The 24,853-nt window shown below is 43.4% G+C and carries 24 protein-coding genes; 3 read left to right on the top strand and 21 right to left on the bottom strand.

What is annotated here, in order from left to right:
• Window positions 1-37: 37 nt before the first annotated feature.
• On the bottom strand, window positions 38-487 hold the full coding sequence (locus L2096_RS07970; protein WP_250365201.1) for a hypothetical protein: 450 nt from the start codon (window positions 485-487) through the stop codon (window positions 38-40).
• 371 nt (window positions 488-858) lie between these two features.
• Complete coding sequence (gene rpe / locus L2096_RS07975; protein ID WP_025096140.1) at window positions 859-1,545, bottom strand: ribulose-phosphate 3-epimerase; 687 nt, start codon at window positions 1,543-1,545, stop codon at window positions 859-861.
• Window positions 1,546-1,728: 183 nt separating this feature from the next.
• On the opposite strand from rpe, the gene L2096_RS07980 reads away from it, so the two are divergent.
• The gene (locus tag L2096_RS07980) at window positions 1,729-2,004 is read left to right on the top strand and encodes a DUF2218 domain-containing protein (protein ID WP_250365202.1); all 276 of its coding nucleotides are present in this window, start codon (window positions 1,729-1,731) and stop codon (window positions 2,002-2,004) included.
• A 53-nt stretch (window positions 2,005-2,057) separates the two neighbouring features.
• On the opposite strand, the gene fghA is transcribed toward L2096_RS07980, so the two are convergent.
• The 6 genes from fghA to L2096_RS08010 form a co-directional block, all read right to left on the bottom strand.
• Window positions 2,058-2,894 (bottom strand): S-formylglutathione hydrolase, encoded by an 837-nt coding sequence (fghA, locus tag L2096_RS07985; RefSeq protein WP_250365203.1) that lies wholly within the window; start codon window positions 2,892-2,894, stop codon window positions 2,058-2,060.
• Window positions 2,863-4,296 carry a C13 family peptidase gene (locus L2096_RS07990; protein ID WP_004934899.1) on the bottom strand — a complete coding sequence of 478 codons (1,434 nt, stop codon included), beginning with the start codon at window positions 4,294-4,296 and terminating at the stop codon, window positions 2,863-2,865. The genes fghA and L2096_RS07990 overlap by 32 nt, the downstream gene beginning before the upstream one ends.
• Window positions 4,297-4,425: 129 nt before the next feature.
• Window positions 4,426-5,238 carry a class I SAM-dependent methyltransferase gene (locus L2096_RS07995; protein WP_004934896.1) on the bottom strand — a complete coding sequence of 271 codons (813 nt, stop codon included), beginning with the start codon at window positions 5,236-5,238 and terminating at the stop codon, window positions 4,426-4,428.
• A 46-nt stretch (window positions 5,239-5,284) separates the two neighbouring features.
• Window positions 5,285-5,953 carry a tRNA (adenosine(37)-N6)-threonylcarbamoyltransferase complex dimerization subunit type 1 TsaB gene (gene tsaB / locus L2096_RS08000; RefSeq protein ID WP_151815455.1) on the bottom strand — a complete coding sequence of 223 codons (669 nt, stop codon included), beginning with the start codon at window positions 5,951-5,953 and terminating at the stop codon, window positions 5,285-5,287.
• A 103-nt stretch (window positions 5,954-6,056) separates the two neighbouring features.
• The gene (locus L2096_RS08005; protein WP_151675853.1) at window positions 6,057-6,605 is read right to left on the bottom strand and encodes a gamma carbonic anhydrase family protein; all 549 of its coding nucleotides are present in this window, start codon (window positions 6,603-6,605) and stop codon (window positions 6,057-6,059) included.
• A 5-nt stretch (window positions 6,606-6,610) separates the two neighbouring features.
• Window positions 6,611-7,237 carry an NUDIX hydrolase gene (locus L2096_RS08010; protein ID WP_004934887.1) on the bottom strand — a complete coding sequence of 209 codons (627 nt, stop codon included), beginning with the start codon at window positions 7,235-7,237 and terminating at the stop codon, window positions 6,611-6,613.
• Window positions 7,238-7,358: 121 nt separating this feature from the next.
• On the opposite strand from L2096_RS08010, the gene L2096_RS08015 reads away from it, so the two are divergent.
• Entirely contained in the window at window positions 7,359-7,907 is a 549-nt protein-coding gene (locus L2096_RS08015) for an NUDIX hydrolase (protein ID WP_025096147.1), read from the top strand.
• Between the two features lie 43 nt (window positions 7,908-7,950).
• Here L2096_RS08015 and filF read toward each other — a convergent pair whose 3' ends face one another.
• From filF to filA, 6 genes are all read right to left on the bottom strand, one after another.
• Window positions 7,951-9,837, bottom strand: coding sequence for a putative pilus system protein FilF (gene filF / locus L2096_RS08020; protein WP_250365204.1), 1,887 nt, complete (start codon window positions 9,835-9,837; stop codon window positions 7,951-7,953).
• A gap of 20 nt (window positions 9,838-9,857) precedes the next feature.
• On the bottom strand, window positions 9,858-11,120 hold the full coding sequence (filE, locus tag L2096_RS08025; RefSeq protein WP_250365205.1) for a putative pilus assembly protein FilE: 1,263 nt from the start codon (window positions 11,118-11,120) through the stop codon (window positions 9,858-9,860).
• Window positions 11,120-12,784, bottom strand: coding sequence for a putative pilus system OmpP1/FadL family transporter FilD (gene filD, locus L2096_RS08030; protein ID WP_004934875.1), 1,665 nt, complete (start codon window positions 12,782-12,784; stop codon window positions 11,120-11,122). The genes filE and filD overlap by 1 nt, the downstream gene beginning before the upstream one ends.
• Window positions 12,785-12,798: 14 nt before the next feature.
• Window positions 12,799-13,953: a putative pilus system protein FilC gene (gene filC, locus L2096_RS08035; RefSeq protein WP_004934872.1), complete on the bottom strand. Its 1,155-nt coding sequence runs from the start codon at window positions 13,951-13,953 to the stop codon at window positions 12,799-12,801.
• A 54-nt stretch (window positions 13,954-14,007) separates the two neighbouring features.
• Complete coding sequence (gene filB, locus L2096_RS08040) at window positions 14,008-14,841, bottom strand: putative pilus system C39 family peptidase FilB (protein WP_004934869.1); 834 nt, start codon at window positions 14,839-14,841, stop codon at window positions 14,008-14,010.
• 214 nt (window positions 14,842-15,055) lie between these two features.
• Window positions 15,056-15,898, bottom strand: coding sequence for a putative pilus system protein FilA (gene filA, locus L2096_RS08045; RefSeq protein WP_004934866.1), 843 nt, complete (start codon window positions 15,896-15,898; stop codon window positions 15,056-15,058).
• A 244-nt stretch (window positions 15,899-16,142) separates the two neighbouring features.
• On the opposite strand from filA, the gene pabB reads away from it, so the two are divergent.
• A complete protein-coding gene (pabB, locus tag L2096_RS08050) occupies window positions 16,143-17,501 on the top strand; it encodes an aminodeoxychorismate synthase component I (RefSeq protein ID WP_502801292.1) in 1,359 nt (452 codons plus the stop codon).
• Here pabB and hisC read toward each other — a convergent pair.
• The 7 genes from hisC to L2096_RS08085 all read right to left on the bottom strand — a co-directional run bounded on the left by hisC (window position 17,489) and on the right by L2096_RS08085 (window position 24,487).
• Window positions 17,489-18,580, bottom strand: coding sequence for a histidinol-phosphate transaminase (gene hisC / locus L2096_RS08055; protein ID WP_104124722.1), 1,092 nt, complete (start codon window positions 18,578-18,580; stop codon window positions 17,489-17,491). The genes pabB and hisC overlap by 13 nt on opposite strands.
• A 70-nt stretch (window positions 18,581-18,650) precedes the next feature.
• Window positions 18,651-19,940, bottom strand: a complete 1,290-nt coding sequence (hisD, locus tag L2096_RS08060) for a histidinol dehydrogenase (RefSeq protein ID WP_004945451.1) — start codon at window positions 19,938-19,940, stop codon at window positions 18,651-18,653.
• A 257-nt stretch (window positions 19,941-20,197) separates the two neighbouring features.
• A complete protein-coding gene (hisG, locus tag L2096_RS08065; RefSeq protein WP_004934855.1) occupies window positions 20,198-20,890 on the bottom strand; it encodes an ATP phosphoribosyltransferase in 693 nt (230 codons plus the stop codon).
• Window positions 20,890-22,146 (bottom strand): UDP-N-acetylglucosamine 1-carboxyvinyltransferase, encoded by a 1,257-nt coding sequence (gene murA / locus L2096_RS08070; protein WP_250365207.1) that lies wholly within the window; start codon window positions 22,144-22,146, stop codon window positions 20,890-20,892. The genes hisG and murA overlap by 1 nt, the downstream gene beginning before the upstream one ends.
• Before the next feature lie 6 nt (window positions 22,147-22,152).
• Window positions 22,153-22,404, bottom strand: a complete 252-nt coding sequence (gene ibaG, locus L2096_RS08075) for a BolA family iron metabolism protein IbaG (RefSeq protein ID WP_004934849.1) — start codon at window positions 22,402-22,404, stop codon at window positions 22,153-22,155.
• 134 nt (window positions 22,405-22,538) lie between these two features.
• Entirely contained in the window at window positions 22,539-22,877 is a 339-nt protein-coding gene (hpf, locus tag L2096_RS08080) for a ribosome hibernation-promoting factor, HPF/YfiA family (RefSeq protein WP_250365208.1), read from the bottom strand.
• Window positions 22,878-23,038: 161 nt separating this feature from the next.
• Entirely contained in the window at window positions 23,039-24,487 is a 1,449-nt protein-coding gene (locus tag L2096_RS08085) for an RNA polymerase factor sigma-54 (RefSeq protein WP_004934842.1), read from the bottom strand.
• Window positions 24,488-24,853: the final 366 nt, after the last annotated feature.

Genomic DNA, 24,853 nt, shown 5'->3' on the forward strand with positions numbered 1-24,853 from the left:
AACATTAAACGCGTAACGTTAAAGATCTAAATCGAGATTAGGCTCTAGGAGGACGTAAAATATCTGTGAGATAGCCACTCTCAGTATTTGAGCTATAGTCTATGGCTGTACTCGACACCAGCGTGTACGATGTCGGCAAGGCGATTATGGGAATTTCGCCCAACATGACACAACTGATCATCTGACAATGTAATGGTGTACATTTTTGGCAATCTGCAAAGGATTGACTGGAATGATCATTGATACTGGCACAGTCTGATGCGACAGGTTTTTCTGTTGCCTGTGTGGCATGGCTATGTTTCATCACTGATTGATGACAATCAGACATGACACCATGATCATGTGCCGAATGATTTAAATGTTGCAGCGACATGTCTTGGTTTGAAGGTGATGCGTGCTGTAGCGTTGTCGATGCCATGGCAAAGCTGCTCCAACTCATGAAGATCATCATGAGCCACACCAACCAGCGATATCGACGAAAACGCACGTTCAAACCCAGTGCTCCAAAAAAATAGTGATGTCTTTGCTATTACACACCCTTATCTAGCATAGCCAAATTCGTGCACAGGCTCAATCCTCATTTATATCGCTCAGTTTACGATTGTGCGTGTTGCTAGAAGTTTGAGCACTCACTTTAACAACATTTCAACCCAAAAATAAAATGTTATTCAAAACGTTCACTCGTAAAAAAAGCACGCATATTGCGTGCTTTTTAAACCAAAACCGATGCGTAAATAAGCAATTGTTTTATGTTTGATTATTCTATCACCAGTTTATCCATACACTTATGAACACGGTTATCCATATAGTTATAAACAAACTTATCCACAGGACATGTATAAATTAAAGTGTTTACTCTTATACAGACTGAGTGCCCACTTTGGCCAGCTCTAATCGCATTTCATCAATAACCGCTTTATAGTCTGGTTTTCCAAAAATGGCTGAACCCGCAACAAACATATCCGCACCTGCTTCAGCAATCTCTCGAATATTGGCTGGGCCAACACCACCATCAACTTCAAGGCGAATATCACGACCGCTGGCATCAATCAATTTGCGTGCCTGACGTAATTTGTCGAGTGTCATTGGAATGAATTTCTGTCCGCCAAACCCCGGGTTGACACTCATGAGTAAAATTTGATCGACCTTATCCATTACATAATCAAGATAATGCAAAGGCGTTGCTGGGTTAAATACCAACCCAGCTTTAGCACCACCTGCTTTAATCAGTTGCAGTGAGCGATCGATATGATCAGATGCTTCTGGATGGAAAGTAATAATGTCTGCACCTGCTTCAATAAAATCCCCAATCATTCGATCGACTGGCGATACCATCAAATGCACATCAATCGGTGCCTGAATGCCATAACTTTTAAGCGCCTTACATACACCCGCACCAAAGGTCAGATTTGGTACATAATGATTATCCATCACATCAAAATGAACGACATCTGCACCCGCCGCCAAAACACGTTCGACATCTTCACCTAAACGGGCAAAATCGGCAGACAAGATAGAAGGAGCAATCAAATACGGCTTGGACATATACGACCTGGCAAACTGAAGAACAAGAGCAACAGTATAACAAAATCAAGTACAGACTGCCTGTTTATCCTACACAGTTTCAGCGCAAGAGATTGCAAAATTGCAACGCAGCATTCTCGTTTGGCCGGTACTATCCCGCTGTAAAATTTGCTAATGTCAGGATCTATACTTGAGGACAGCACAGTGAAAACACAAACAACACTTGATACACAAGACGGTAAACGTATTGCGAAACGCCTAGTCAATCATTGGAAACACAAATTTGAAGTGGCAGAGTCAGAAACAGAATTTCGAATTATGATGCCGACAGCAACCGTCATTTTAACGCCTTCACATACAGCGCTTGTGGCACGTATTGAAAGTGATCTTGACGATCATAGCCGCCTTGAAGGTGTGGTGATTGAGCACTTGAACCGAATGGCACAACATGAGTTTGATGCAACATGGGATACGCTTTAAAACAAAAAAGTGAAGCATTTCTGCTTCACTTTCAATAGGTTGAATTTATACATTCATCCTTCAAGCTGTACGGCATGAAATTGCAAATGATCTTCAACAAAGCTCTGAATAAAATAATAACCGTGATCATAACCTGCATGTTTTCTTAAGGTGAGAGGCTGCCCCACTATTTGACATGCACGTTGAAATATATCTGGATTTAACTGATCGTAAAACTGATCATCCATGCCCTGATCAATTAGAATATCTTTAAACAAAGCACCTTTGCTTTCAACCAATACACTTGCATCGTGATCTTGCCATACGGCTTGATCTGCCCCCAAATAATGTGAAAATGCTTTTTGGCCCCACGGACATTGTACAGGCGCACAAATTGGTGCAAATGCAGAAACGGATTTGAATTTTTCAGGATACTTAAACGCTAGCGTCAATGCCCCATGCCCGCCCATCGAATGGCCCATGATGCCGATCTGACTTGGATCGACTGGAAATTCTTGTTGCACCAAAGCATATAACTCCTCGGCAATGAAACTTTCCATTTGATAATGGGCTTGCCAAGGCTGCTCAGTGGCATTGACATAAAAACCTGCTCCCTGCCCCAAATCCCAATGATCGCCTTTGGCCACGTCTTCACCTCGCGGCGAGGTATCTGGCATAATCAAAACCAAATCAAGATGTGCAGCCAGACGCTGAGCATGTGCTTTGATTGCAAAGGTTTCTTCGGTACAGGTGAGGCCAGCCAGATAAAACAGCGCCGGACAGCGGTTGCCTTCAAGTGCCGCAGGCGGCAAAAAAATCCCAAATCGAGCAGTCCCGTTTAAATGGGTCGACTCAAATTGATAAATTCGTTGTTCTCCGTCATAACACTTGTTTTTTTGCAGCAGTTCCATGGGTCTTTTCCTCATGTGAAATTACGCTGGCCTGTGGCACAGTTTGTTGTGGGAATAAATGTTGTTCAAGTTGAGGCAGCATCAATTCCATATTTTTACCAATCATCCATTGTGGCTCGGAAGGCTCAAAACCTTGTGCCTGTTCCCATTTTGCGACGGTTTGCTTGGCTTGCAAGAATGCATCTTTCATTGAATGATGATCACGCATGGCCTGATCAAAGAGTGCCCGACCAAAATAGGTATAATCGGCTTCGTTGGTACAACCAAATGATTGTCGGTCGGCAGCCGATGCCGTAATGATCAGTGTATCTGGTGATTGTAATGCGGGGATAAAGCTGCCCGAGAAACACGAAGACACCACAATGACACGCCAGCGAATACCGGACTTGTCGAGGGCTTCACGTAGCCATTTTGGATCGACTTGCCCTAAATCTAGCGGTGCATTTTCAATTTCAAACTGATCTGGCGCGCCATGCGAGGTCATGTACAAAAATAGCACATCACTTTCACGGTTCATTTGTTGACCAATCCGGTTTAACGCCATCGCGATACTGGTTTTCGATGCCAACGGAATCTGGGTTCGGGTATCTGGATTATTGACCAGCATCATCGAGCGGCCAATGGTGCCAAAACGCGTATCGAATTGCTCTTTAATGCGCATAATTTCAGATTTAAAGACATCCTGATAACTGGCACCTGCCACCCCTAAAAAGTACCAGTGACTTTGCGCAAACTCACCATACTGAATTTGCTCAAGGGCTTTATTGAGTAGGCGACTCTGTGCATAAAAGGCATCTTCGGCAAAGCTAGGAGGAACATCTTCTACTTTCCAGATCGGCTGACTACGCACCGATCCCTGCCACACCACCAGAGTCACCAGCGTTGCAATCATAATGAGTGCACGCTCCCACCATGGCCATTTTAATTCACGGGCAAATACCCATACCACCGCCAGACTTTGCCATACAAACAGCACCATAAAGATGCTCGGCAAATAGTCATACAATGAATAAGGCAAATAGTCGAGCTGGCCCAGATACTGGATCAAACTTTGTAAAAGCGCAATATTGGTGTCCAGTACCAGCCACAAAATTGCAGGTACCAGCATCAGACGGGCATTGTTGGTTCGCTGAGAAAGGAAAATCCCGACAATCAGTGCCAGAAATGGCCATAACGCGTAACTGACCAATCCTTGAGAATTAAATGCGCCTCCATCGCCTGCCACCAACCAGCTAAAGAGCGTATTGGCAGCACCCCCCAACACACCCCAAACCAAAAGCTGAAAAATCGAGGGATGGATGACCTGAAGCGAACGTCTCGACCCCAAAAATAACCATAAACCCGCGGTTTGGTTGCTTTTAAAATCATGCCAAAAGTTAATGGACGGTTTGAGGTCGATCATAGAATTGTTCGGGAGGCCGTGAGTTTGGTAAGCACTTTATGAGTTGAATCCGAAGTGCAATTTTCTTGGTGACGCATGTTCACTATATAGCAAAGTTTTGGCAAATATTGAAGCAATGATCACACTTACTCACAGAGAAAGCTGAAAATAAGCATCAAAACGACAGGCATCACCCTGCCATTGATGGTCAGGAGTCTCATCATTTAAAAATACAGCATGTCTCGGACGTTTCACCACCACACGCTTTGCCATTTGCCGTGCAAGGGCTAACAGTTGATCTCCTAAATCCATCTGCCCATCTTCAGGTAACAACAGATGCAGTAGCTGCATTTGTTTTTTTACCTGAGCCTGCTTCTTGGCTGCTTGCTGATGCTGGTCACGCTGCGGAAACATCGGATCTAAATACACCACATCAGTGATCGCCTGCTGCTCAATTCGCTGCGTCAAGTAGTCGGCAGCATCTGAAAAAATCAAGTGCATACGTGCCATGACAGGCGCTAAATACGCATCCTGTTCGGCCTGTTGTTTTGCAAATTCGAGCAAGGTAAAAAGTATAGGATGACGCTCCACCAAAGTGACCTCTGCACCAAGACTGGCCATGAGCAAACCATCATGTCCCAAGCCCGCAGTGGCATCAATTAAATGCGGCTGCTCACCCAACTGACACGCTCGTGCAATCATTTCAGATTTTAGGCTGGCACGTTTTAATCGAGGAATTTCAGCCATCCAGTCGGGCTGCATTTTCATTCCATTGGCACTAAGCCATAACCCTGCATGATCGACACATAAGGCCAATTCGGGATGCTGTCTTAAGAAACGGGCATTTAATTGCTCAATCTCGATCAGTTCAGTGACCACACCGCGTGTCTGAAGAAGCTGTTGAACCGCTTCTGCCTGATCTTTTACTTCGGCCACAGCATATAATCGCATTGGATTTACCATCAGGTATATCCTTTAAAAATAAACAATAAAAACAAAGATAATGCAATCACTGTGCTTTGCCTTGCTCGGCAATCTTTTTCCACGCATTGTCACGCAAGTAAACGGGAAGTGCCTGTTCAGCCGACACCCATTGCTCATTGAGTGCATAGTGTCTTGCAAGTAATGCAATGTGATGTGCATTCGGCTGGACTGCTGCCACCTGTGTCTCTGTGGTCGCGATTAAATGCGCGCCTGAACCAACAACGGTAAACTGAGCTGCTGCCTGAGCATCTGCATAGTTCAGCAAACGTTCTTCGCCATCGAGTTGCATGATGCCAGCATCATCGAGTACATAATTAGCCAAATAAACTTCTTGCATACGTGCATCTAAAACAGCAGTCACCTGTTGTAATTGATGGGTTTGATAAGCGGCCTGCGCCAGTGCCTGCAAAGTAGACACTGCAATCACCGGCAGGTCATTGGCCCATGCCAATGCCTGTGTCACAGCAGCATTGATCCGTACACCACTAAATGATCCTGGGCCTCGACTAAATGCAATTGCTGTGAGTTCATGCAGCTCGGTCTGCGTATCGCGCAAGGCGGCTTCAATCATGGGTAAAATTGTTTGAGTCTGAGCCTTGGCTCGATCATCAAGTTGAAAAAAAAGCTCTTGATGTTGATCGATCAAGGCCACAGAACATTGTTCATTGGCTGTTTCCAATGCAAGCACTTTCATGCAAACCTTACGCTATATAATTAACAAAAACGCTGAACATCATACTCTACTCCCCGCTGTCAGGCGAGTGATTCAACGTAATCGGTTTGCACGAATCCAAGATTCAAATCGACTCATATTCATCAAAAAAATAAGGTTCAAGCTGCACATATTTTTTATAGTACTCGGCATAATGCATGGCACTCATTTTAAGCTGTGCCGCACCCTGATCATCGAGTGTTTTAACCACTTTGCCCGGCGACCCCATTACCACCGAATTATCGGGAATGACTTTACCCTCAGGAATCAGGGCATTGGCACCAATAATGCAGTTTTTGCCAATGACGGCATGATTCAGAATCACGGCGTTAATACCGATCAGGCTGTTATCACCAATGGTGCAGCCATGTAGCATGGCCTGATGTCCGATGGTCACATAGTCTCCGACCACCAGCTCAATTCCCGCATCGGTATGCAACACGGCATTTTCTTGTACGTTGGTAAAATCGCCCAGCCGGATTAGACAGTTGTCTGCACGAACGACCGCTCCAAACCAGATACTGACTTCATTACCCAGTTCGACTTGACCAATCACGGTCGCATTACCTGCAATCCACCCCTTCCACGGATGGTGTTTGGTTCTAGGGTGATGTCCTTGAAAGCTATACATCATCTGAGTTACTCCTTTCTATTGTTCTTTTCAAGTTTTTGCCGAATAAATAGAGGCGAATTTAATAAGAATGGCCACTCCTTTTGATAACCAAGGCCATATTGAAAGAGTGAAATCAACATACGTGCCGTTAAACCCCAGACCACCTCATCTTCGACACGCATACTCGGAAAGTACAACGTTTGCTTGATATATTTCACCTGATGGGGTTCTGGCGGCGCATTGAGTAATTGTTCAAGCGAAGCAAAAAAAATACGATCGATTTCAGTAGGCTGCGGTATCAAATGCACATCGGGTGGAATCAGCCCGACAATGGGTTTCACTAGCATGCCATTTTTGGCACGCTGCATGGGCAGATCTCCCATCAACTCGACATCGAAGGGATTAAGTGCCGTTTCTTCTTGCGCTTCACGTAATGCCACCACGATATTACTGGTATCACCACGGTCACGTTTTCCGCCCGGAAAAGAGACTTCTCCGCCATGATTTTTTAAGCGGGTAGAACGCCGCGTCAATAACACCTTCGGATCTTTTTCATCGGTAATCGCAATTAATACGGCAGCTTCTGCAGGTTGAGTACGTCGCGCAAAACGTAGTCGTTGTTGTAACCGATGGGTTAATCCTTGTTCACTCATTTGCGCCTCTCGATTCTTGTTATTTTTCCATCATAGCTCAATTTTTTTGGGGTCGTATACAAATGATGCGAAACAATAAAAATTCAGTTATGCTGAGCTATCTTTAGCCCCGATGATTGTTATGAGTTTTTGTATCGTTTGTGGACATAAAACAGAAGAACAGATCCCGCTAGGTGATCATAAATTGCGCCGTGTTTGTGGCAATTGTGGCCATATTCACTATGAAAATCCAAAACTCATCTGCGGGGCACTTGCAGTTTGGGACAATAAGGTTTTGCTGTGCCGTCGGGCAATCGAACCACGTTACGGATTGTGGACTTTACCCGCAGGCTACATGGAGTTGTTTGAGACCATGGAAGAAGGCGCTGCACGTGAAACGCGTGAAGAAGCCGAGGCCGAGATCGACATTGAACATTTATACTGCATGTATAACATTCCACGTATCGGACAGATCTACGTGTTGTTCAAAGCCCTGCTCAAAGACGGCGTATTCGGCGCCGGTGAAGAAAGCATCGAATCGCGGTTATTTGAAGAACACGAAATCCCATGGGGCGAACTGGCGTTTCCAAGTGTTGAGCGTACGCTTCGACACTACTTTGAAGACCGTAAACAACAGCACTTTCCGGTACATTTAGAGACCATCGGCACCCGTCTGGATCACACAGGATAAAATAAAAAAAGGCCAGTCATACTGGCCTTTTTCATGTTGTTGATTATTTATTTTTTACACTATAACAGTTTGGTAGCTCAATGCTTAGTGTACCAGATGTGCGCTTGGCCAGTTCAATCTGTGCAGTTGTCGGTGCGGGTTGAACATTGGAAATATTGTTGTAAACCCGTTGATAAGCCGCATAAATATTGGCCCAGTTTGCCGAGTTGTTGTTAAAGTCAGTAATCGACAGTGCACGAGAATTCGCGCTTTCGTCTAATAAGTTATTCAGGTTGATTTTCACACCGCCAGAGCTAAGTCGGACTGATGATGTTTCTCCACTGACTGCAAGTCCTTGATTTAAACCAAGCAGCACCCCTTCTAAAAGACCAAATCGTGCTTCATTTAAAATCATACGAATGGTGATCGACTTGTCACTTGCCGAGAAATTGGCTGCACCTGTTGTTCCAATCCGATATTGCGTCACACCGAAGTTATCTTGCATGCCATTGGTCAAAATTCCACAATTTCCAGACATATCATTTGTAGTGGCATTCGCTCCAATATCGGTACGGATATCGCCATTTTCATCGATCACGATTCCGAGTTTGACATCTGCCACAGTGGTATCTGTAAACTTAAAGATCAGTGTGGCATTGAGTGGAAATAGATAACGTCCAGAGCTGATGTTATTACTCGACTTAAATACACGTCTGTCGAGATAGGTAATCGGACTAATCTTGGCCAGATCAATCGTCCCATTAAAGGTTTCATTATCGGCAGTTTTGGTCCATCGTCCAAAAACCGAACTGTCTACCGTCGTGGTATTCATGGCACGCTTATACAAATCGTCTGTTGCCACCACCAAATAGTTATCGATTAATTTGCCTTGGAAAATTTTTAAGTCGTCGCTACTGTTCGCACTCAAACTAAAACGAAACGGTTGCGCTGACGACAGCGATTTGGTCAGTGGATTGAGCCACGTGCTTTGTGTTTGTGCCGTCATTTTGGTTGGTGCAAACTGACTAATTAAGGTGAGATAACCCAAATCACCCGTATTTTTAGGTACGCCCTGCCATTGTAATCCATAGCCCGAGGTTAAGCCTTGTCGGTCAGTCATCAGGTACATATTGGCAATAATTTGTTTATTGGTTGTAGATGAACTGCCGCGGAAACCACTGGTGTACTTTAAAATCGCCAGATCGACCAAACTGCTTGGGGTAAAGATTTCTGCGTTGTAAATTCCTGCATTTTGTATATTGGCCATTTTTTTGACCACACTCAATGCCTGAGCCTCAGACACCGTCGAGACATCGACCCATCCCACCAGTGCCGCTGCATAGCTGCCGTCTTTAAAATCGCTCACGCTCAAGGAACGCGTAATTTTAGAGAGTCCATTTTTGAAATCTTCAGTCATGGCAACAGGCTGAATATCTCCGGCAATATTACTGTTTTGCTGCACGCCTAAAGCCTGAAAAATACGTACCAGTGCAGTGGCCACCTTAACGGTATCATCCGATAAATCAAATGTCGCAGGTGCCTTACCCACCATTGCGGTTGCCATATCAAGCAGTGAAAGCGGTTGCTGACCAATATTGATAGGCGAAATGGTTTTTAAGTCTAGACTGCCCAGATTAATCTGCTTGTCTGCTGTTTGACCCTTGATCGAAAAATTAACGGTATCGCCAAGCTTACATGCGCCTGTAAATGCGTTACCACTTTGCGCCGTCACGAAATGATTCACCTTATCACTGCTACAATCGAAATTCAGACCTGCAATTGGATAAACCATATAGAAACTTTGGCAGTTAGCATCGGTGGTTTTACAACTGGTGCTTGTGGTAACGCCATTATTGGTGTCTTCATTAATATTGCCACTTTCACCACCACAACCTACCAGTGCAGATACAAGCGCAGTCAGCGCGGTCGAAATTAAAATTTTCTTTTTCATTGTTGTACCCATCTTTTGGGTTAACGGATTGCCGTTAACTTGATTTGTCCTTGATTGGTCAGTAACTTGTCTTCTACGTCCAGAGCGGAAGCCAACGGTGTCATCAAAATATAATGCGCGTTTTCGGGTAAACGAATGATGCCTTCTAATGCTGCATATTTAAGTGCAGTTGCAGGATACTCTTGATTTTTATAGCCGCTCACTCCTTCGAGTACACAGCCTTTCTGATCGAGAAACACCACAAAAGGCCAATAAAATTGGGGATTGGTTTGAGTCGATGCATATGAGGTCAGTTTCATTTGCTTTAATGGCTCAGACAAGCGCACCACATCATAATCAAAGGTATTTTCAAGCGGTTTTCTTGGCCAGACCGAAACTTCTTTTTGCGTGTCGAATACCTTGGCTTTCTTCATTTTTTTACCTTCAAAACAAGTCGTATCCAAACTTTCAGTTACGTCTTGCTTAGGCATAATAAAGTAGGTCGAAGACAATGCGAGTGTCTCAGTCGGAGTTTCACTTGCCCTCGGTTTAAGCACCTGATTCAAAAAAGAACGACTCACCCCTTTTTCACGCTCGACTGGCTGCATACGCACAACACCCGTTTTCGAGTCAATCTCCCCTTGTGGCATCATGTAAAAACGTTTTTTTCCATCCAAGTTAAATTCACGATTTTCTAAATATTCACTGTTGACGTATTCTTCACCGCCAATACTGGAAATATAGGATGACTGCTTGCTTGATGATGTATCAGTCTTCACCGCAGGCAATGGCGCTGTGTTTTTTGTAGCTGTTACTGCCATCTGATCTGAACGTTTCACGGTGGGTTGCGATACGTTCGGCATCGATTGGTCAGCACTCTTTGTAGCCATTTGGTCACTTGGAGGAGATTGCGATGGTACCGCAGCAGTATGAGTGGCTTTAATTACAGGCTTTGAAGTCGATTCAGCCAGCGGTATAGCCTGTTGACTCGTCGCTTTTTTTGAACTGATAAATCCAGTGGATGTTTGGGTTTGGGTACTTGATACTGCGGGAGTCAATCTAGACACATCAGTTGGCGCAGTTGGATAGGACTTTTGTACTGGATTTGAGGGAGCTTTTGAGCTGGGAGCGGCAGAATGACCTGTTGAACGTTGAGACGTCTGCTTTTGAATCACCAAAGGACGTCCATCAGGCCCAATAATGGTAAAAAATTCAGCTGCATAAAGATTCATGCCAGTAACTAAAAGTGATCCAGCACACATACAAAACCACAGCCGAGTACGTCTGATGCTGTTTTTTTTCATTACCACCGTGTCCTGTAGTTAATCCCCAAAATGGTTACTTTTGTATTGGTTTTGACATCTAAACCTGCATAGGGATTGAGCAAAATATTACTCACGCCAGTTTGGTTGGCTAAGGAGCTGCTGCCTGCCGGAATATTGTCTCTACTGCGTAAAAAGCCCACAGACAAATCGACATCGGTATCTGCATCAAAACGATAACCAATGCCCAGACCGAATAACTGTGCATTATTGATCGGAATCAGGGTATTACGTTTGTCGTCTGGAATGGCAGAAGAACGTGGCTCATAACCCGCTCTCAGTTTCAAGCGATCAGTTGCAGAATACTCAACCCCAATTCCCCAGCTCCATGGTGAGGTAAAATTAAGTGGCAGCGCCAGACTGGTATTGGAGATATCGCTTGAAAGTAGCTTGGCAATTTGCAACGCCGAAACCTGCCGATCAAATTCAAATCGGAATTTGTCCCAAGCGCTATAGTCTGTCCACCCCACATCGAAATTGATTTGTAAATCGGGAATAATTTTATAGGTAATCCCTGCCTGAAAGTGGGCTGGATATTCAAAATCCATGGCCACCAAACCAGACTCTGTGGCCGGAATACTGGAAGGAAAACCAAGCACACGTGCAAATACACTCCCCGTCGCAGAGGAATTTAAACCGCGAATCAACTCGCGCGGTGCACGTTCATTGTCGATAAAATATTTACCCTTGAGGCGCATTTTACTCGAGCTTTGGTACACCATACCAAAGCTAAAATCTTCACGCGGTTCCCAAAGCAGGCCAAGGTTGTAGCTTGGGCTTAACGCCTGTTCGACCGTGACCTTTAACTGTCCAAAGCGGTTAAACGGATTCATGCCCTCTTGAGCATTACAAATCCCGAGTAAAAGCAAATCGGTGATAAAGTCTTGATTGTCTTTAAATGGTGCACAGACCACTTCATCAACTAAACGCAATACCCCTATTAATTCGTTTGGAAAGCGTAAATCGGTTTTCAATGAAATGGCTTGATAAGACATTCCAACCGACGCCCCCAAGGACAGTTCATCATTGACTTTAAATGCAAATGAAGGCGATAAGTAGGTAATACGCTCTAGCGCAACCTGCTGCCCCATAAAATTTCCTGGGTTACCATTTTCAGCACCAAATCCTGCGACCAAAGGTGCATAGACTGCTGTGGCATAGGTAATTTTAGAACCGGGCGGCTTATACGCGATCCCTGCAGTAGGTGCAGCAAGCGGAACACCTTCACCCAAATCGACCATTTTTTTCAAAATAGGCACGTAAATACTGGCATATTCAACATCGCCGCGAACCGAACCTTTAAAGTCGGTACACAAGTTCGATGCGACTTCTGGCCCATCGTTACACACCAATGGGTCGTCGGAATAACCAAAAACGTTATATCCAGCCGGTGCAGAAAACTCACGCTGAATATCAAAGTTGGCAATTAAGCCCTGTACATCGGTTTGTAAGCCTTCAATACGGGTTAATGCTGCCGGGTTAAAGTGAATCGCGCTGATGCCTGGCGGATCGGCAGTTACCGCATTACCCAGCGCAAGAGAACGCACATCCACAGAAAGGTTTTGTCCAAGCTGTGCAAAAGTGACATTGGAGCAACCCGTCAGAATAATTGCTGATGCTAACGGGCGTAATCTGAGATATCGCATAGCGACTACTCCCCTTAGCTAATTTTTTTGGCAAATCCAGCAATATCCAGTGGGAACGAGATTCCAAGCGAGACATCCGGTGCATCTTCAGTCAGACCAATGCCCAAGGTTCCGTTAATAATGGTTTTAGGAGAGACACGTACACCAAGAGCAATCGCAAAAATAGAGGATGTTTGATCGGCTGGCTTGAAGGTTTCACCAGAACTATAGGTAAATTCAGAATTAAAATTGAAACTTTGCTGATACGACATCGTCAATGACACGTCGTAGTTGAATGAATATGCAAAGCCTAGCGAGAAGCCACCACTAATGCCTGGATCAAACTCGGTGATCGTACGTGTACCACGGCGCTGATTAAGATCTGATTCCTTAAATCCGTAGTTGGCAGAAACCGAAGCAAACAGCACAACCGGATCGATATATTTACGCGTACTTGCACCAATACCTGCCGAATAATAGCCCTTACCGGTCGATAAATCCGTGACAGGATTAATTTCGTATGGACTATCGCCCGTTTTGGTCGAAATATTACCAAATAAAATAAGAGGTAAACGCCCTGTCTGGAGTGGGAAAGGTTCCCAACGCGCTCCAAATGCAATATCACCTAAACCGGCAGTGGTGGTATCTTTTAAATTATCCGCTTTGGCCACAAACGGGATCGATGTGGTTAAGGTTAAGTTATCCCGCAGGCCATATTGCAGGGTAAAAGTATTGGTTAAAGTATGGTTGGCATCTTCTTCAACTCGAAGCTGATTAACAGTACCGTCTTCAATAGCCAAATCTAAGCGTGTATCGCGATAGTAGGTATAATCAATATCGTAGTAACTTGAGATTTCACCACGTTTGATCAGAGAATATTGGCGCTCGTTGGAGGTGAAAACTTCTTGAAGATTACTTTCCTGTGTGGCATCACCTTCTTGTTTTTGAAGTGCCTCAGCCGCCGAATTTGACGAAACAGCAGGTGCTGGCGTACTTGCTGTTGCCTCAGCGGCAGCCGTGCTATTCGACTCGGTAAACACGCTCCCCTGAGCTGGCGCTTCAGAAGACTGTGTCGCTGTCGCTTGCTCGGCAGACTTTTCTTGTGATGAGGCAGCGGCTACATCATCTGCCGCATAGACACCCCCAATCATGAGCACATTGACACTCAGTGCCAAAAACGTTTTGTTCATCCCTTGCGTTCTCTTCTTCATTCTATCCACCACGTTATTTTTTTTCTTACCCAACTATTTACGCTTATAATACAACCGCATAAATGTATTTACCTTTTCTCCATAGGTCATCGAATCCTTGTTGTTGTCTACACCCCTTCTAACCGTAGATGCTTTGTCTGCGATGCGTTCCATATAAAAAGTCGGATACTGCATGTCAATCAATGCATAACGGTTGACTGTGGCATCCTCGACATGTCGTAAATCACTGTCTTGAAGTGCCAATAGCGTTTTACGCTGGGCTTCGGGCACTTGAATCAAAAACAAAGTGTTATTTTCCCAGACTTCTTTAAAGCGCACTTCATCGAAACTGATATTGCCTAGTGCTGGATCTGCCACATAGACTCGGCCGTCTTTATAACCTTTGTACACCACAAAATGTTTAAAACCAGCATAGGAAATCGGTACGATTGCTGGCTGTCCCTGATTGACCAGATCTGAAAACTCACCTCGATAACCGCCACTTTCCAAACCTAAAGCGGTCACAAAACGTTTCATATCGAGAAGTGAAAAACTTCTGCGCTCGATAATCCGCTGATATTCGCCAAAACGGAGCAGCCCATTCATAGTTTGTTGTTCGGTCAGTTGGGTTCCAACATAGCCATTCAATAATGTGGTCAGTGCAGCCGATCCACAACTATAGTCATAAGCCTGACGCACAATACCGCGAAACTGATCTTCCACAGCGGGCTTGATCACGACTGCTTCACGGTGCATACGTGTAAAGGATGGCTCTCTGGAATCAAGTGTTTCCGTATATTGAACTGTCCCCGGAGCTTTATCTTTAATATCGAAGGCTTGGGTTGCAAAGTAATAGATCAATGCCGACCCTAAGGTAATCTCTAACATAATCTTTTGGTTCTACTTTTGGGGCAGCAATGCCTGATTTTCATTGTATTTTTAGAGCAAATACTCTACATTCCCTGTCTTTTGAAGATACCTTTTTTTTGAAGAAATTGCAGCTTTTTTTTGGTTTTTTTGACGAAATACGTATTTTTTTGTAATAACGCATACAAAAAAACGCGTGTCGATCACGCGTTTTTTTGCAGCAATTAATGACGTATTAGTGACCACTAATGGTAATAGTCGAATTCCCCATATTCAGCCCTGCAATTTCAAGATCACCAATGGAACTGGCAGTTTGAGTACCTAAATGTACACCTTGCACATAGGTATTAATATTTTGAGCGCTGGTGTTTTTAATTTGAATCCCGTTTGTAGTGACGCCAATACTGGCATTCAGATTTAAATCACCTGTAGTGTTATTGGCACCACGTACATAGATGTTATCCAAATAAATCTGACCACCACCTTGTGCATCTTTTAAACCCAACTTGGAAATCGTCAAACCACCTTGTAGGGTCGAGTTCAGTACAATCATCGCGCCTTGTGGCGTCGCGCCCAACTGAATATTGGCACTCACTTTACCCAAAGAGAGCGTTAAACCGGTTAAGATTTCGGTTGGTGTACCTGTTACACCACGTAAGCCTGTGGTCGTATTTACAGATGCATTCGAACTCGCGACACCAATTGAACCAATCCCCACATCGACAGCACCCACTGTGGCTGCAATATTCAAAAATGCCCCGTTTGCACTTCCATCGGTATCAATTTTTAAATCTAGAAGATTATCACTCGAAGTTTGCTTAACGGTGACGCCATTGATGGCAATCGCACCCGCTTTTCCGGTTGCACCCGTAATACCAGTGTCAGTTTTTAAACCGTCGTTATCATGTAAATATAGCTTATCAATACTGATTCCGGCATTATCGAGCTTGATCCCAATATTTAAGCCATCCTGACCAGTGGTCGCACTCATAGATGCATCATCCATTGCCTGCATAGCCATGGCATTTGCACTTAATAGCATTGAAGAGACTAACGCCAATTTCGTCAACATTTTCATTCCAAACTCTCCCAAGAGCATTTATTTTTATTTCTGACTACTCTCATTCTTACAAGAAGAATGTTCCATATCCCTGAGTAGCTGAATTTTGCCTCTTTAAAGTAGCGCTAGTTCACATTTTGCGCAACTAATGTTGCGTAATTTTTATCATTTTGCCGATAAGTGGCAAGCCAGCTTATGTGCATTTAAATTGTGTAGTAAAATTGCGTTTCTGCTTATCTGTTCATTTTTGGGCGATTTTTCCGTGCGCTATATTCAAAAACTTCCTTTACCAGTGCCATCCATTCAGCATATTTTGACACAACTTCATGCATCGACTGGTTTAGTTTTTTTGAATAATCACGATTCGCCTATCATTGCATTTCATCCTGAAGCTTATGCAATTTACCAGCATGATGAATATCGTTTTTATCAACATGATGCGTTCACAAACTATCACTTAAATCACGATTATAAAAATTTAAACGATTTTATTCAGTTTGATCCCACTGCTTCAGCTTCATCTGATTTAGGCTTTCAAGGCGGTTATATTGGGTTTATCGGTTACGATATTGCAGCTTCTCAGGCTGTATGTGTAAAACATGCAGTACAACCTGCCTTGTATATTGGATTGTATCGAACCTATTTATGCCAGCATGCAGATGGCTGGTATTTTTATAGCGATGCAGAACAGCCTGAACAACACTATAACTGGCTGATTGATCAGCTCAGTCAAACACTTGCTTCTTCCATTCAGCCACTTCGCCTACATCATTCTTTTCGTCCACGCTGGTCAAAAAGCGAATATTTACACGCCTTTCATAAAATTCAAGATTACATCAAGGCCGGCGATTGTTACCAGATTAATTTAACCCAAGAGTTTCAAACCTGTTGTGAGGGTGAGCTTCTGTCAAAAGCAGATCAATTGTGGACGCTCACCAACGCACCGTATGCAGGATATTTAAAGCTAGATGATTTTGAACTGCTCAGTTGTTCCCCCGAACTTTTTATTGAGTTTGAAGCAAATCGGTCTTTGAAGACGCGTCCAATCAAAGGCACCATGCCACGCTATAAAGATCTTGAGCAAGATGAAAAATCGAAACAACAACTAAAGTCTTCAGTCAAAGATCAGGCCGAAAATGTCATGATTGTAGATTTACTCCGTAATGATTTTAGCGTTCACGCCGAAACTGGTTCAGTTAAAACCACTAAATTATTTGAAATTGAAAGTTTTAATCAAGTGCATCACATGGTGAGTGAAATTACGGCTCAATTAAAAAAAGATGCCAACCCATTTGATGTTCTTCGTTCTGCTTTGCCAGGAGGCTCCATTACAGGTGCACCCAAAATTCGTGCCATGCAAATTATTGAAGAATTAGAGCAGGCACCGCGCGGCGCATATTGCGGATCGCTTGGTTATTTTAATTTGGATGGTACAGGCAGCTGGAATATCCTGATTCGCACAATACAAAAATATCAGGATACGCTCTCTGTCTGGGCAGGCGGCGGTATCACTATTGCATCAGATGCAGAAGCTGAGTATCAAGAATGCTTAGATAAGGTATCTGCCATGCTGAATCTGATCAATACATGGCAGTCCCACACAGACAATTATGCAGAATGAAATAAACGGCTTAAGCTGTCGATCAAACGCTGATTTTGCACATCGGTACCAATCGTAATACGCAAAAACTGATTGATACGTGGCTTGTTAAAATAACGAACAATAATGCCTTGTTCTCGTAGTTGTGTTGCCAGTGTTGCAGCATCATGTGCTGGATGAGTCACAAAGATAAAGTTGGCTTTTGATGGCAAAACTTTAAAACCGAGTGTCTCAAGTTGCGTCACTAAAATCTCACGGCTTTGAATGACTTTCTCGCACTGCGCTTCGAAATATGATTGATCTTGAAACGATGCGACTGCTGCAGCAAGTGCAAAGCGATCAATCGGATACGAGTTAAAGCTATTTTTTACTGCTTCCAGTGCAGCAATCAGATGTGCCTGTGCCAACGCAAAACCAACACGTAACCCTGCCAGTGAACGAGATTTTGAAGTGGTTTGACACACCACCAAATTATCGTAACGTTGAATCAGGCTAACCGCCGATTCTGCTCCAAAATCAACATAAGCCTCATCGATCACCACCACACGATCTGGATTATTTTTCAGCACCTGCTCAATTTTATCGAGTGACAATGCAATACTGGTCGGCGCATTCGGATTGGTAATAATAATCCCGCCGTTTGGTTGCTGATAGTCCTCGACATCAATTTCAAAATGCGCGTTGAGAGGGATTTGCTTGGTTTTGACACCAAAAAACTGACTGTATACCGGATAAAAACTATAGGTAATATCCGGATATAAAATTGCATCGTTTTGAATAAAGAATGCTTTAAAAATATGCGCCAATACTTCGTCTGAGCCATTTCCGACAAACACCTGACTCACATCTAGGTGCTGCTGATCGGCGATGGCCTGCTTCAACTGTAGCGCATCTGGGTCTGGATACAAACGTAAGGCATCTGCCTGATTGTGCAAAACCGCTTCGATTGCCGCCACGACGTTAGGTGAAGGCGGATACGGGTTTTCATTGGTATTTAGTTTAAGGAGATTCTGAAGTTTAGGTTGCTCGCCAGGCACATACGGCTCCAGCTCACGGACTTCCGGGCTCCAAAATCGCATTTGTTCGTTGCTAATATTCATTGCGCTATTCTCTTGTTGGGGCCAAGCCATAGCCCCTAAAAACGATCGATAGTTTGGTCAACCTTAAATCTTACTGATAACGGTAGCGAGCTGAGCGTGCATGTGCATCCAGATTTTCCTGTTGAGCCAGAATATCTGCTGTCTTTGCGAGGGATTTTACACCCGCTTCTGAACACATGATGAGGCTCGAACGTTTTTGGAAATCGTAAACACCTAGTGGCGATGAAAAACGTGCTGTTCCCGAAGTGGGTAATACGTGATTCGGACCTGCACAGTAGTCACCAATGGCTTCAGGCGTAAAGCGCCCCATAAAAATGGCACCCGCGTGGCGAATATCCTGACTCATCTGCTCGGCATCATCTACACATAGTTGTAAGTGTTCAGGCGCAACTTGATTGATCAATTCGATCGCTTCAAGACGATCTTTTACCAACACCAAAGCACCACGATTAGCAATTGAAGTACGTGCAATATCGGCTTTTGGTAAAGCGGCTAAATGTTCTTCAATGGCTTGTGCCACATCATCAAGTAGCTGAGCATCTGGGGTAATTAAAATTGCCTGCGCCACAGTGTCATGTTCGGCTTGTGATAACAAATCCATCGCCAGCCATTTGGCATTGTTCTGTCCTTCGGCATAGACCAAAATTTCAGATGGGCCTGCAATCATGTCGATACCGACCTGACCAAACACTGCACGCTTGGCCGCTGCAACGAAACGATTTCCCGGACCCGTAATTTTATCTACACAAGGTACAGTCTGAGTACCATAAGCCAATGCTGCCACTGCCTGAGCGCCACCGATCGTAAATACTCGATTTACTCCTGCCAGATAAGCAGCTGCCAATACCAGCGGGTTTAGCTCACCTTGCGGTGCAGGTACGACCATGACAATTTCAGGTACGCCCGCAACATGAGCAGGTATCGCGTTCATTAAGACAGAAGATGGATAAGATGCCAAACCACCTGGAACGTAAATTCCCACGCGATCTAAAGGCGTTACCTTCTGACCTAGGGTATTACCCAACGCATCAACATAGCTCCAGCCATCTTGCTTTTGCGCTTCGTGAAAACTACGAATACGCTCTGCGGCGAGTTCAAGGGCTTCACGTACATCGGTGGTCAGTGCTTCAAAAGCTGCTTTAAGTTGCTCTTGGGTCAGTTCCAAATCTGAAAATTGATGCGCTGGATGTCGATCGAACTGTTGAGTGAGCTTAAGAACATGTGCGTCACCATGCTGACGTACATCAGCAATAATTTGGTCTACAGTTTTTAAAAGTTCAGGATCATTTACAGTTTCAAACGCCAACAAGTCTGCAAAGACTTGTTTGAAGTTTTGATCTTGAGTCGATAAACGTCGCATCAATTTACCTACACGGTTTTTAGTGAAAATAGACTTCTAGTGTACTCTTTTTCAGTGCTTTTGTGGAAACTCAAAACCCCAGAATTGGAGTAATGTTTGATTGAAATTCTGGCTCAGCAAGATTTGATTTTCTGATTGATCTTGTCAAAACAATTTATGTTAAAGACCAATCATCTCATGGTTTTAGGTGATCGATAGCTCTTGTGTTCGATAAAAAAACCGCCACATCGGTGACGGTTGTTTGAAACGATAAACTTTTACTTGACCTGACGTGCTGCAACCGCCTGTTCGACTTGCGCCAGAATTGGATTAAGCAACGCTTGCTTGCGCTTAAAGCTGGCTTTATTCACAATTAAACGTGAAGAAACCTGCATGATTTCTTCAAGTGGTTCCAAACCGTTTGCACGTAGTGTATTGCCTGTATCAACTACATCGACAATATAGTCACCCAATCCCACCAAAGGTGCCAATTCCATTGAACCATACAGCTTAATCACATCGACCTGTTCACCAAGGCTGGCATAGTATTGACGTGTTAAGTTCACATATTTAGTCGCAATTTTAAGGCGGCCTTTAGGTGGTGTAATCCCGACTTTACCAGCAGTCATCAAACGGCAATTGGCAATTTTAAGATCCAGCAACTCATACACATGCTGAGCACCATGCTCCATCAACACATCTTTACCCGCCACACCAAAGTCGGCAGCACCGTTTTCTACATAAGTCGGTACGTCAGATGCACGTAAAATGAGAATACGCACTTTTTGATGTGTGGTTGGAAAAATCAACTTACGCGACTTGTCTGGGTCTTCAAGTAAATTGATGCCAGCCGCTTCCAGCAACGGCAATGTTTCCTTTAAAATTCGGCCCTTACTGAGCGCTAATGTTAAACCATGATCAAAATTTCCCATTACGTTAAAGTTTGGATCATCGTTTCTCATATCATTCATTAACTTACTCGCTTAATCTGCGCGCCTAAACCTTGCAATTTCTCTTCAATATTTTCATAACCGCGATCGATATGATAAATACGATCAATCAGCGTTTCACCCTGCGCAACTAGCGCAGCCAAAACCAATGAAAATGATGCACGTAAATCAGTTGCCATCACAGGCGCCGCTTGAAGTGTTTCAACGCCAGTGACAATCGCATCATTGCCTTCAACCTGAATATTGGCACCCATACGTGACAATTCAGGGACATGCATAAAGCGATTTTCAAAGATGGTTTCAGAAATAGTCGCAAATCCACGACCAATCACATTGACCGCCATCAGCTGCGCTTGCATATCTGTTGGGAATTCAGGATGTGGCAGTGTTCTAAAACTGACCGCTTTCGGACGCTTCCCAAGCATATCCAACTCGATCCAGTCATCACCACGAGTGACTTCAGCACCCATTTCTTCAAACTTTTCTAGCACAGATTCAAGTAAGGTTGGGTCGGTATGTGTGGTTTTGACACGTCCACCTGTAATTGCAGCAGCGGCCAAGTAAGAGCCCGTTTCAATACGATCGGCAACGACTGAATATTCACACCCTTGCAGATGTTCAACGCCCGTCACAACCAGCGTACTGGTGTCTAAGCCTTCAATCTTTGCACCCATCTTAATGAGCATTTGGGCCAAATCGGTAATCTCTGGCTCTTGCGCAGCATTTCGAATCGTGGTGACACCTTCAGCTAAAACTGCTGCCATCAAGAGATTTTCCGTACCACCAACCGTGACCATATCAAAGGTGATATCGGCACCCTTTAAACGACCATCCACAGTGGCATGTACGTATCCATTTTCAACTTCAATTTGCGCACCTAATGCTTCAAGCGCTTTAAGATGCTGATCGACCGGACGCGAACCAATTGCACAGCCGCCTGGCAGCGATACCTGCGCCTTGCCATAGCGTGCCAACAATGGGCCAAGAACCAAAATAGAAGCACGCATGGTTTTAACCAACTCATACGGTGCAAATTGATTATTGAGTGTCGAGGTATCCGCTTTAACCGTATCGCCTTCATAGTCCATGGTAATACCAAGACCACCAATCAATTTTACTAATGTATTTACATCTTTAAGATTTGGAACATTACGCAAGGTAATTGGCGTTTCGGCCAAAATCATGGCAGCCAACAAAGGTAATGCTGCATTTTTTGCACCCGAAATACGCACTTCGCCTTCGAGCTTTACTCCACCCGTAATAAGAAATTTATCCATGTAGAATTAAGCTCCGAATAGACTTGCTTTGCGCCATTCGTCTTTGGTCATCGCACGAATTGTGACTGCGTGAACTTCACCACTGGCAATATAAGAGTTCAAAGGCGCATAAACCGCTTGCTGACGTGCAACCGTACGTTTTCCTTCAAATTGATCATCCACGATACGGAGGTCAAATTTTCCAGCTTGTCCACTTACTACTACTTCCGCCGCGGGAAATGCATCTTGTAAAATTTGTGTAAGCTGTTCATTATTCATTGCGAGACCTCTTATACAACCTTGGGTGTAAAAACCCGTCATTCTACTATAAATCATGAAGATAATTCAGTAGTAAACTACATTTTGTTCATAAAAAAAGAGGCTGGAGACCAGCCTCTTACTATTTAAAAAAATCAAACAGGAACAACAACTTGCTGATAAGCGCATTGTATTTTACGATGCTTTTGCAATTGCCGTTTTAATTTTTCTGAGAGTTTTTTTATCGAGGTATACATATCGTCGGCAGAGGCCTGTGCAAAAAGCTCTATACCAGGTAAGCGTACTATCGCTTCAGCGATATGATTCGAACTGCCTTTGTGAGTTCGTTTATCGATTTGATGATCTTTTGAAAGTTTCACCTGCATGCTATTCACTTGATCTAAATGTTTTGTCATTTGACCAAATTTAGATTTAATATCGTTTTCAATGGCAGGTGTGATAGTTAAATGATGTCCACGAATTGTTATCTGCATAATTTTATCCCTCACCTTCTATCAGGATATTCATGTTCGCAAAATGAACTTAAGACAATAAAAGTTTGAAGCACGTCAATAAGTCATTTCAACCATTCCTTAAATAAAAAAGATTCATTGTTTTGCAACAATGAACCAGTAGGATAGTCAGATTTTTTAGATCAGATCAAGACTTTTCTCTCAGACGATGATGCAATATGTAACGATTCACGATATTTCGCCACCGTTCTACGCGCCACATCAATCCCCTCATCTTTGAGTAAATTGGCAATCGCATTATCTGACAAGGGCTTACGTGGATTTTCAGCAGCGACCATTTTTTTAATTCTGGCACGAATCGCAGTTGATGAACATTCGCCTCCAGATGTGGTACCAACATGACTTGAAAAGAAATATTTCAATTCAAACAAACCACGTGGCGTCAGCATATATTTATTGGTCGTCACTCGTGAAACTGTTGATTCATGTAATTCAACCTCTTCGGCTACATCACGTAAAACCAAAGGTTTCATGCCCTCTGGACCAATTTCAAAAAAGCTACGCTGATGCTGCACAATACACATCGCCACTTTTAACAGCGTCTTATGACGCTCATCAATGCTTTTAATAAAATTTTTAGCTTCGAGCATCTGATTACGAAGATAAATATTATCGTCGCTTTGATCTGCCCTACGGATCATATTCGAATAAAATGAATTGATGCGTAATTTAGGCATGATGTCTGGATTCAACTGTACTTGCCATGATTGATCTTTTTTACACACCACAACATCCGGAATCTGATAGTCAGACTCTTGCGACTCAAAACTCAAACCTGGATAAGGTTTTAAGGTTTTTAAAAACTCAATCACGGCTTTAACTTGCACCATAGACAAGCCGGTGTATTTCAAAAGCTTGTTTAAATCGTTACTGACCAAAAGTTCGTAATATTTTAATAAACATAATCCTTCATTACGTAATGGAGTGTTTGGATCCAAGACATCCAACTGAATTTTAAGACATTCAGCAAGATTTTTAGCGCCGACACCCACCGGATCGAGACGCTGAATATGTTTGAGCACCACAACGACTTCATCCGCTTCGATTTCTTCACTCATACCTGCTTCAGACAGCAGATGTTGTGCCGCTTCAATCACTTCATCAATTTCAGCATCGAGAAATCCCTTTTCATCCAAACAATCTACAATGCAATAGGCAATCAAGCGATCAATCGTTGAAAAGTGGAGTAAATTAACTTGCTCTAAAATATGTTCTTTTAAAGTATGTTCGGCTTGTCGATTATCCTCACGCTCTTCATATTCAGGTGACGCTAGTGCAGTTGACTGATGGGTATAGATATCATCCCAATCGGTATCTACTGGTAAATCGTCAGGTAAATGATCTGCATTAAGATTTTGTGTCAGATCGGTACTTTCTTGATTTTCAGCATGAGAAAGACTTTCTGCAGTGCTCTCTTCTTCTATTTTTTCCAATAAAGGATTACTGTCGAGCTGGATTTGGATTTCTTGTTCGAGTTCCAAACTTGATAATTGCAGTAGACGTATTGCCTGTTGTAATTGAGGGGTAAGCGATAAAGAATTCGCAACTTTCAATCCAACTGATAACTTCATAAAGCAACATCCCAATAACGAGTTACATTAAGCAAAAAATGTGCCGATATTGAAGTTATAGCATAGGAATTAACTTTATCCTACAAAAAAAAATGTTTGAGAAACAATTAATTTGTAAAAAATAGATGATGAATTATACAAAACGAATAAAAGTTATTCAGATTAACACACGAACTTAAGCTAGTTTATCTCATAAACAATAAAAAATGATCACACACGTTATCTATTCATGTATGGCAGGTACTTATTTTTAAACATAAAAAAGCCCCCTTAACGTATGTTAAGGGGGCTTTCGTATTTAAAAGCTGGCGATGACTTACTCTCACATGGCTAACGCCACACTACCATCAGCGCGAAGAGGTTTCA

The organism is Acinetobacter sp. ACZLY 512, assembly GCF_023614015.1.
Classification (GTDB): domain Bacteria; phylum Pseudomonadota; class Gammaproteobacteria; order Pseudomonadales; family Moraxellaceae; genus Acinetobacter; species Acinetobacter soli.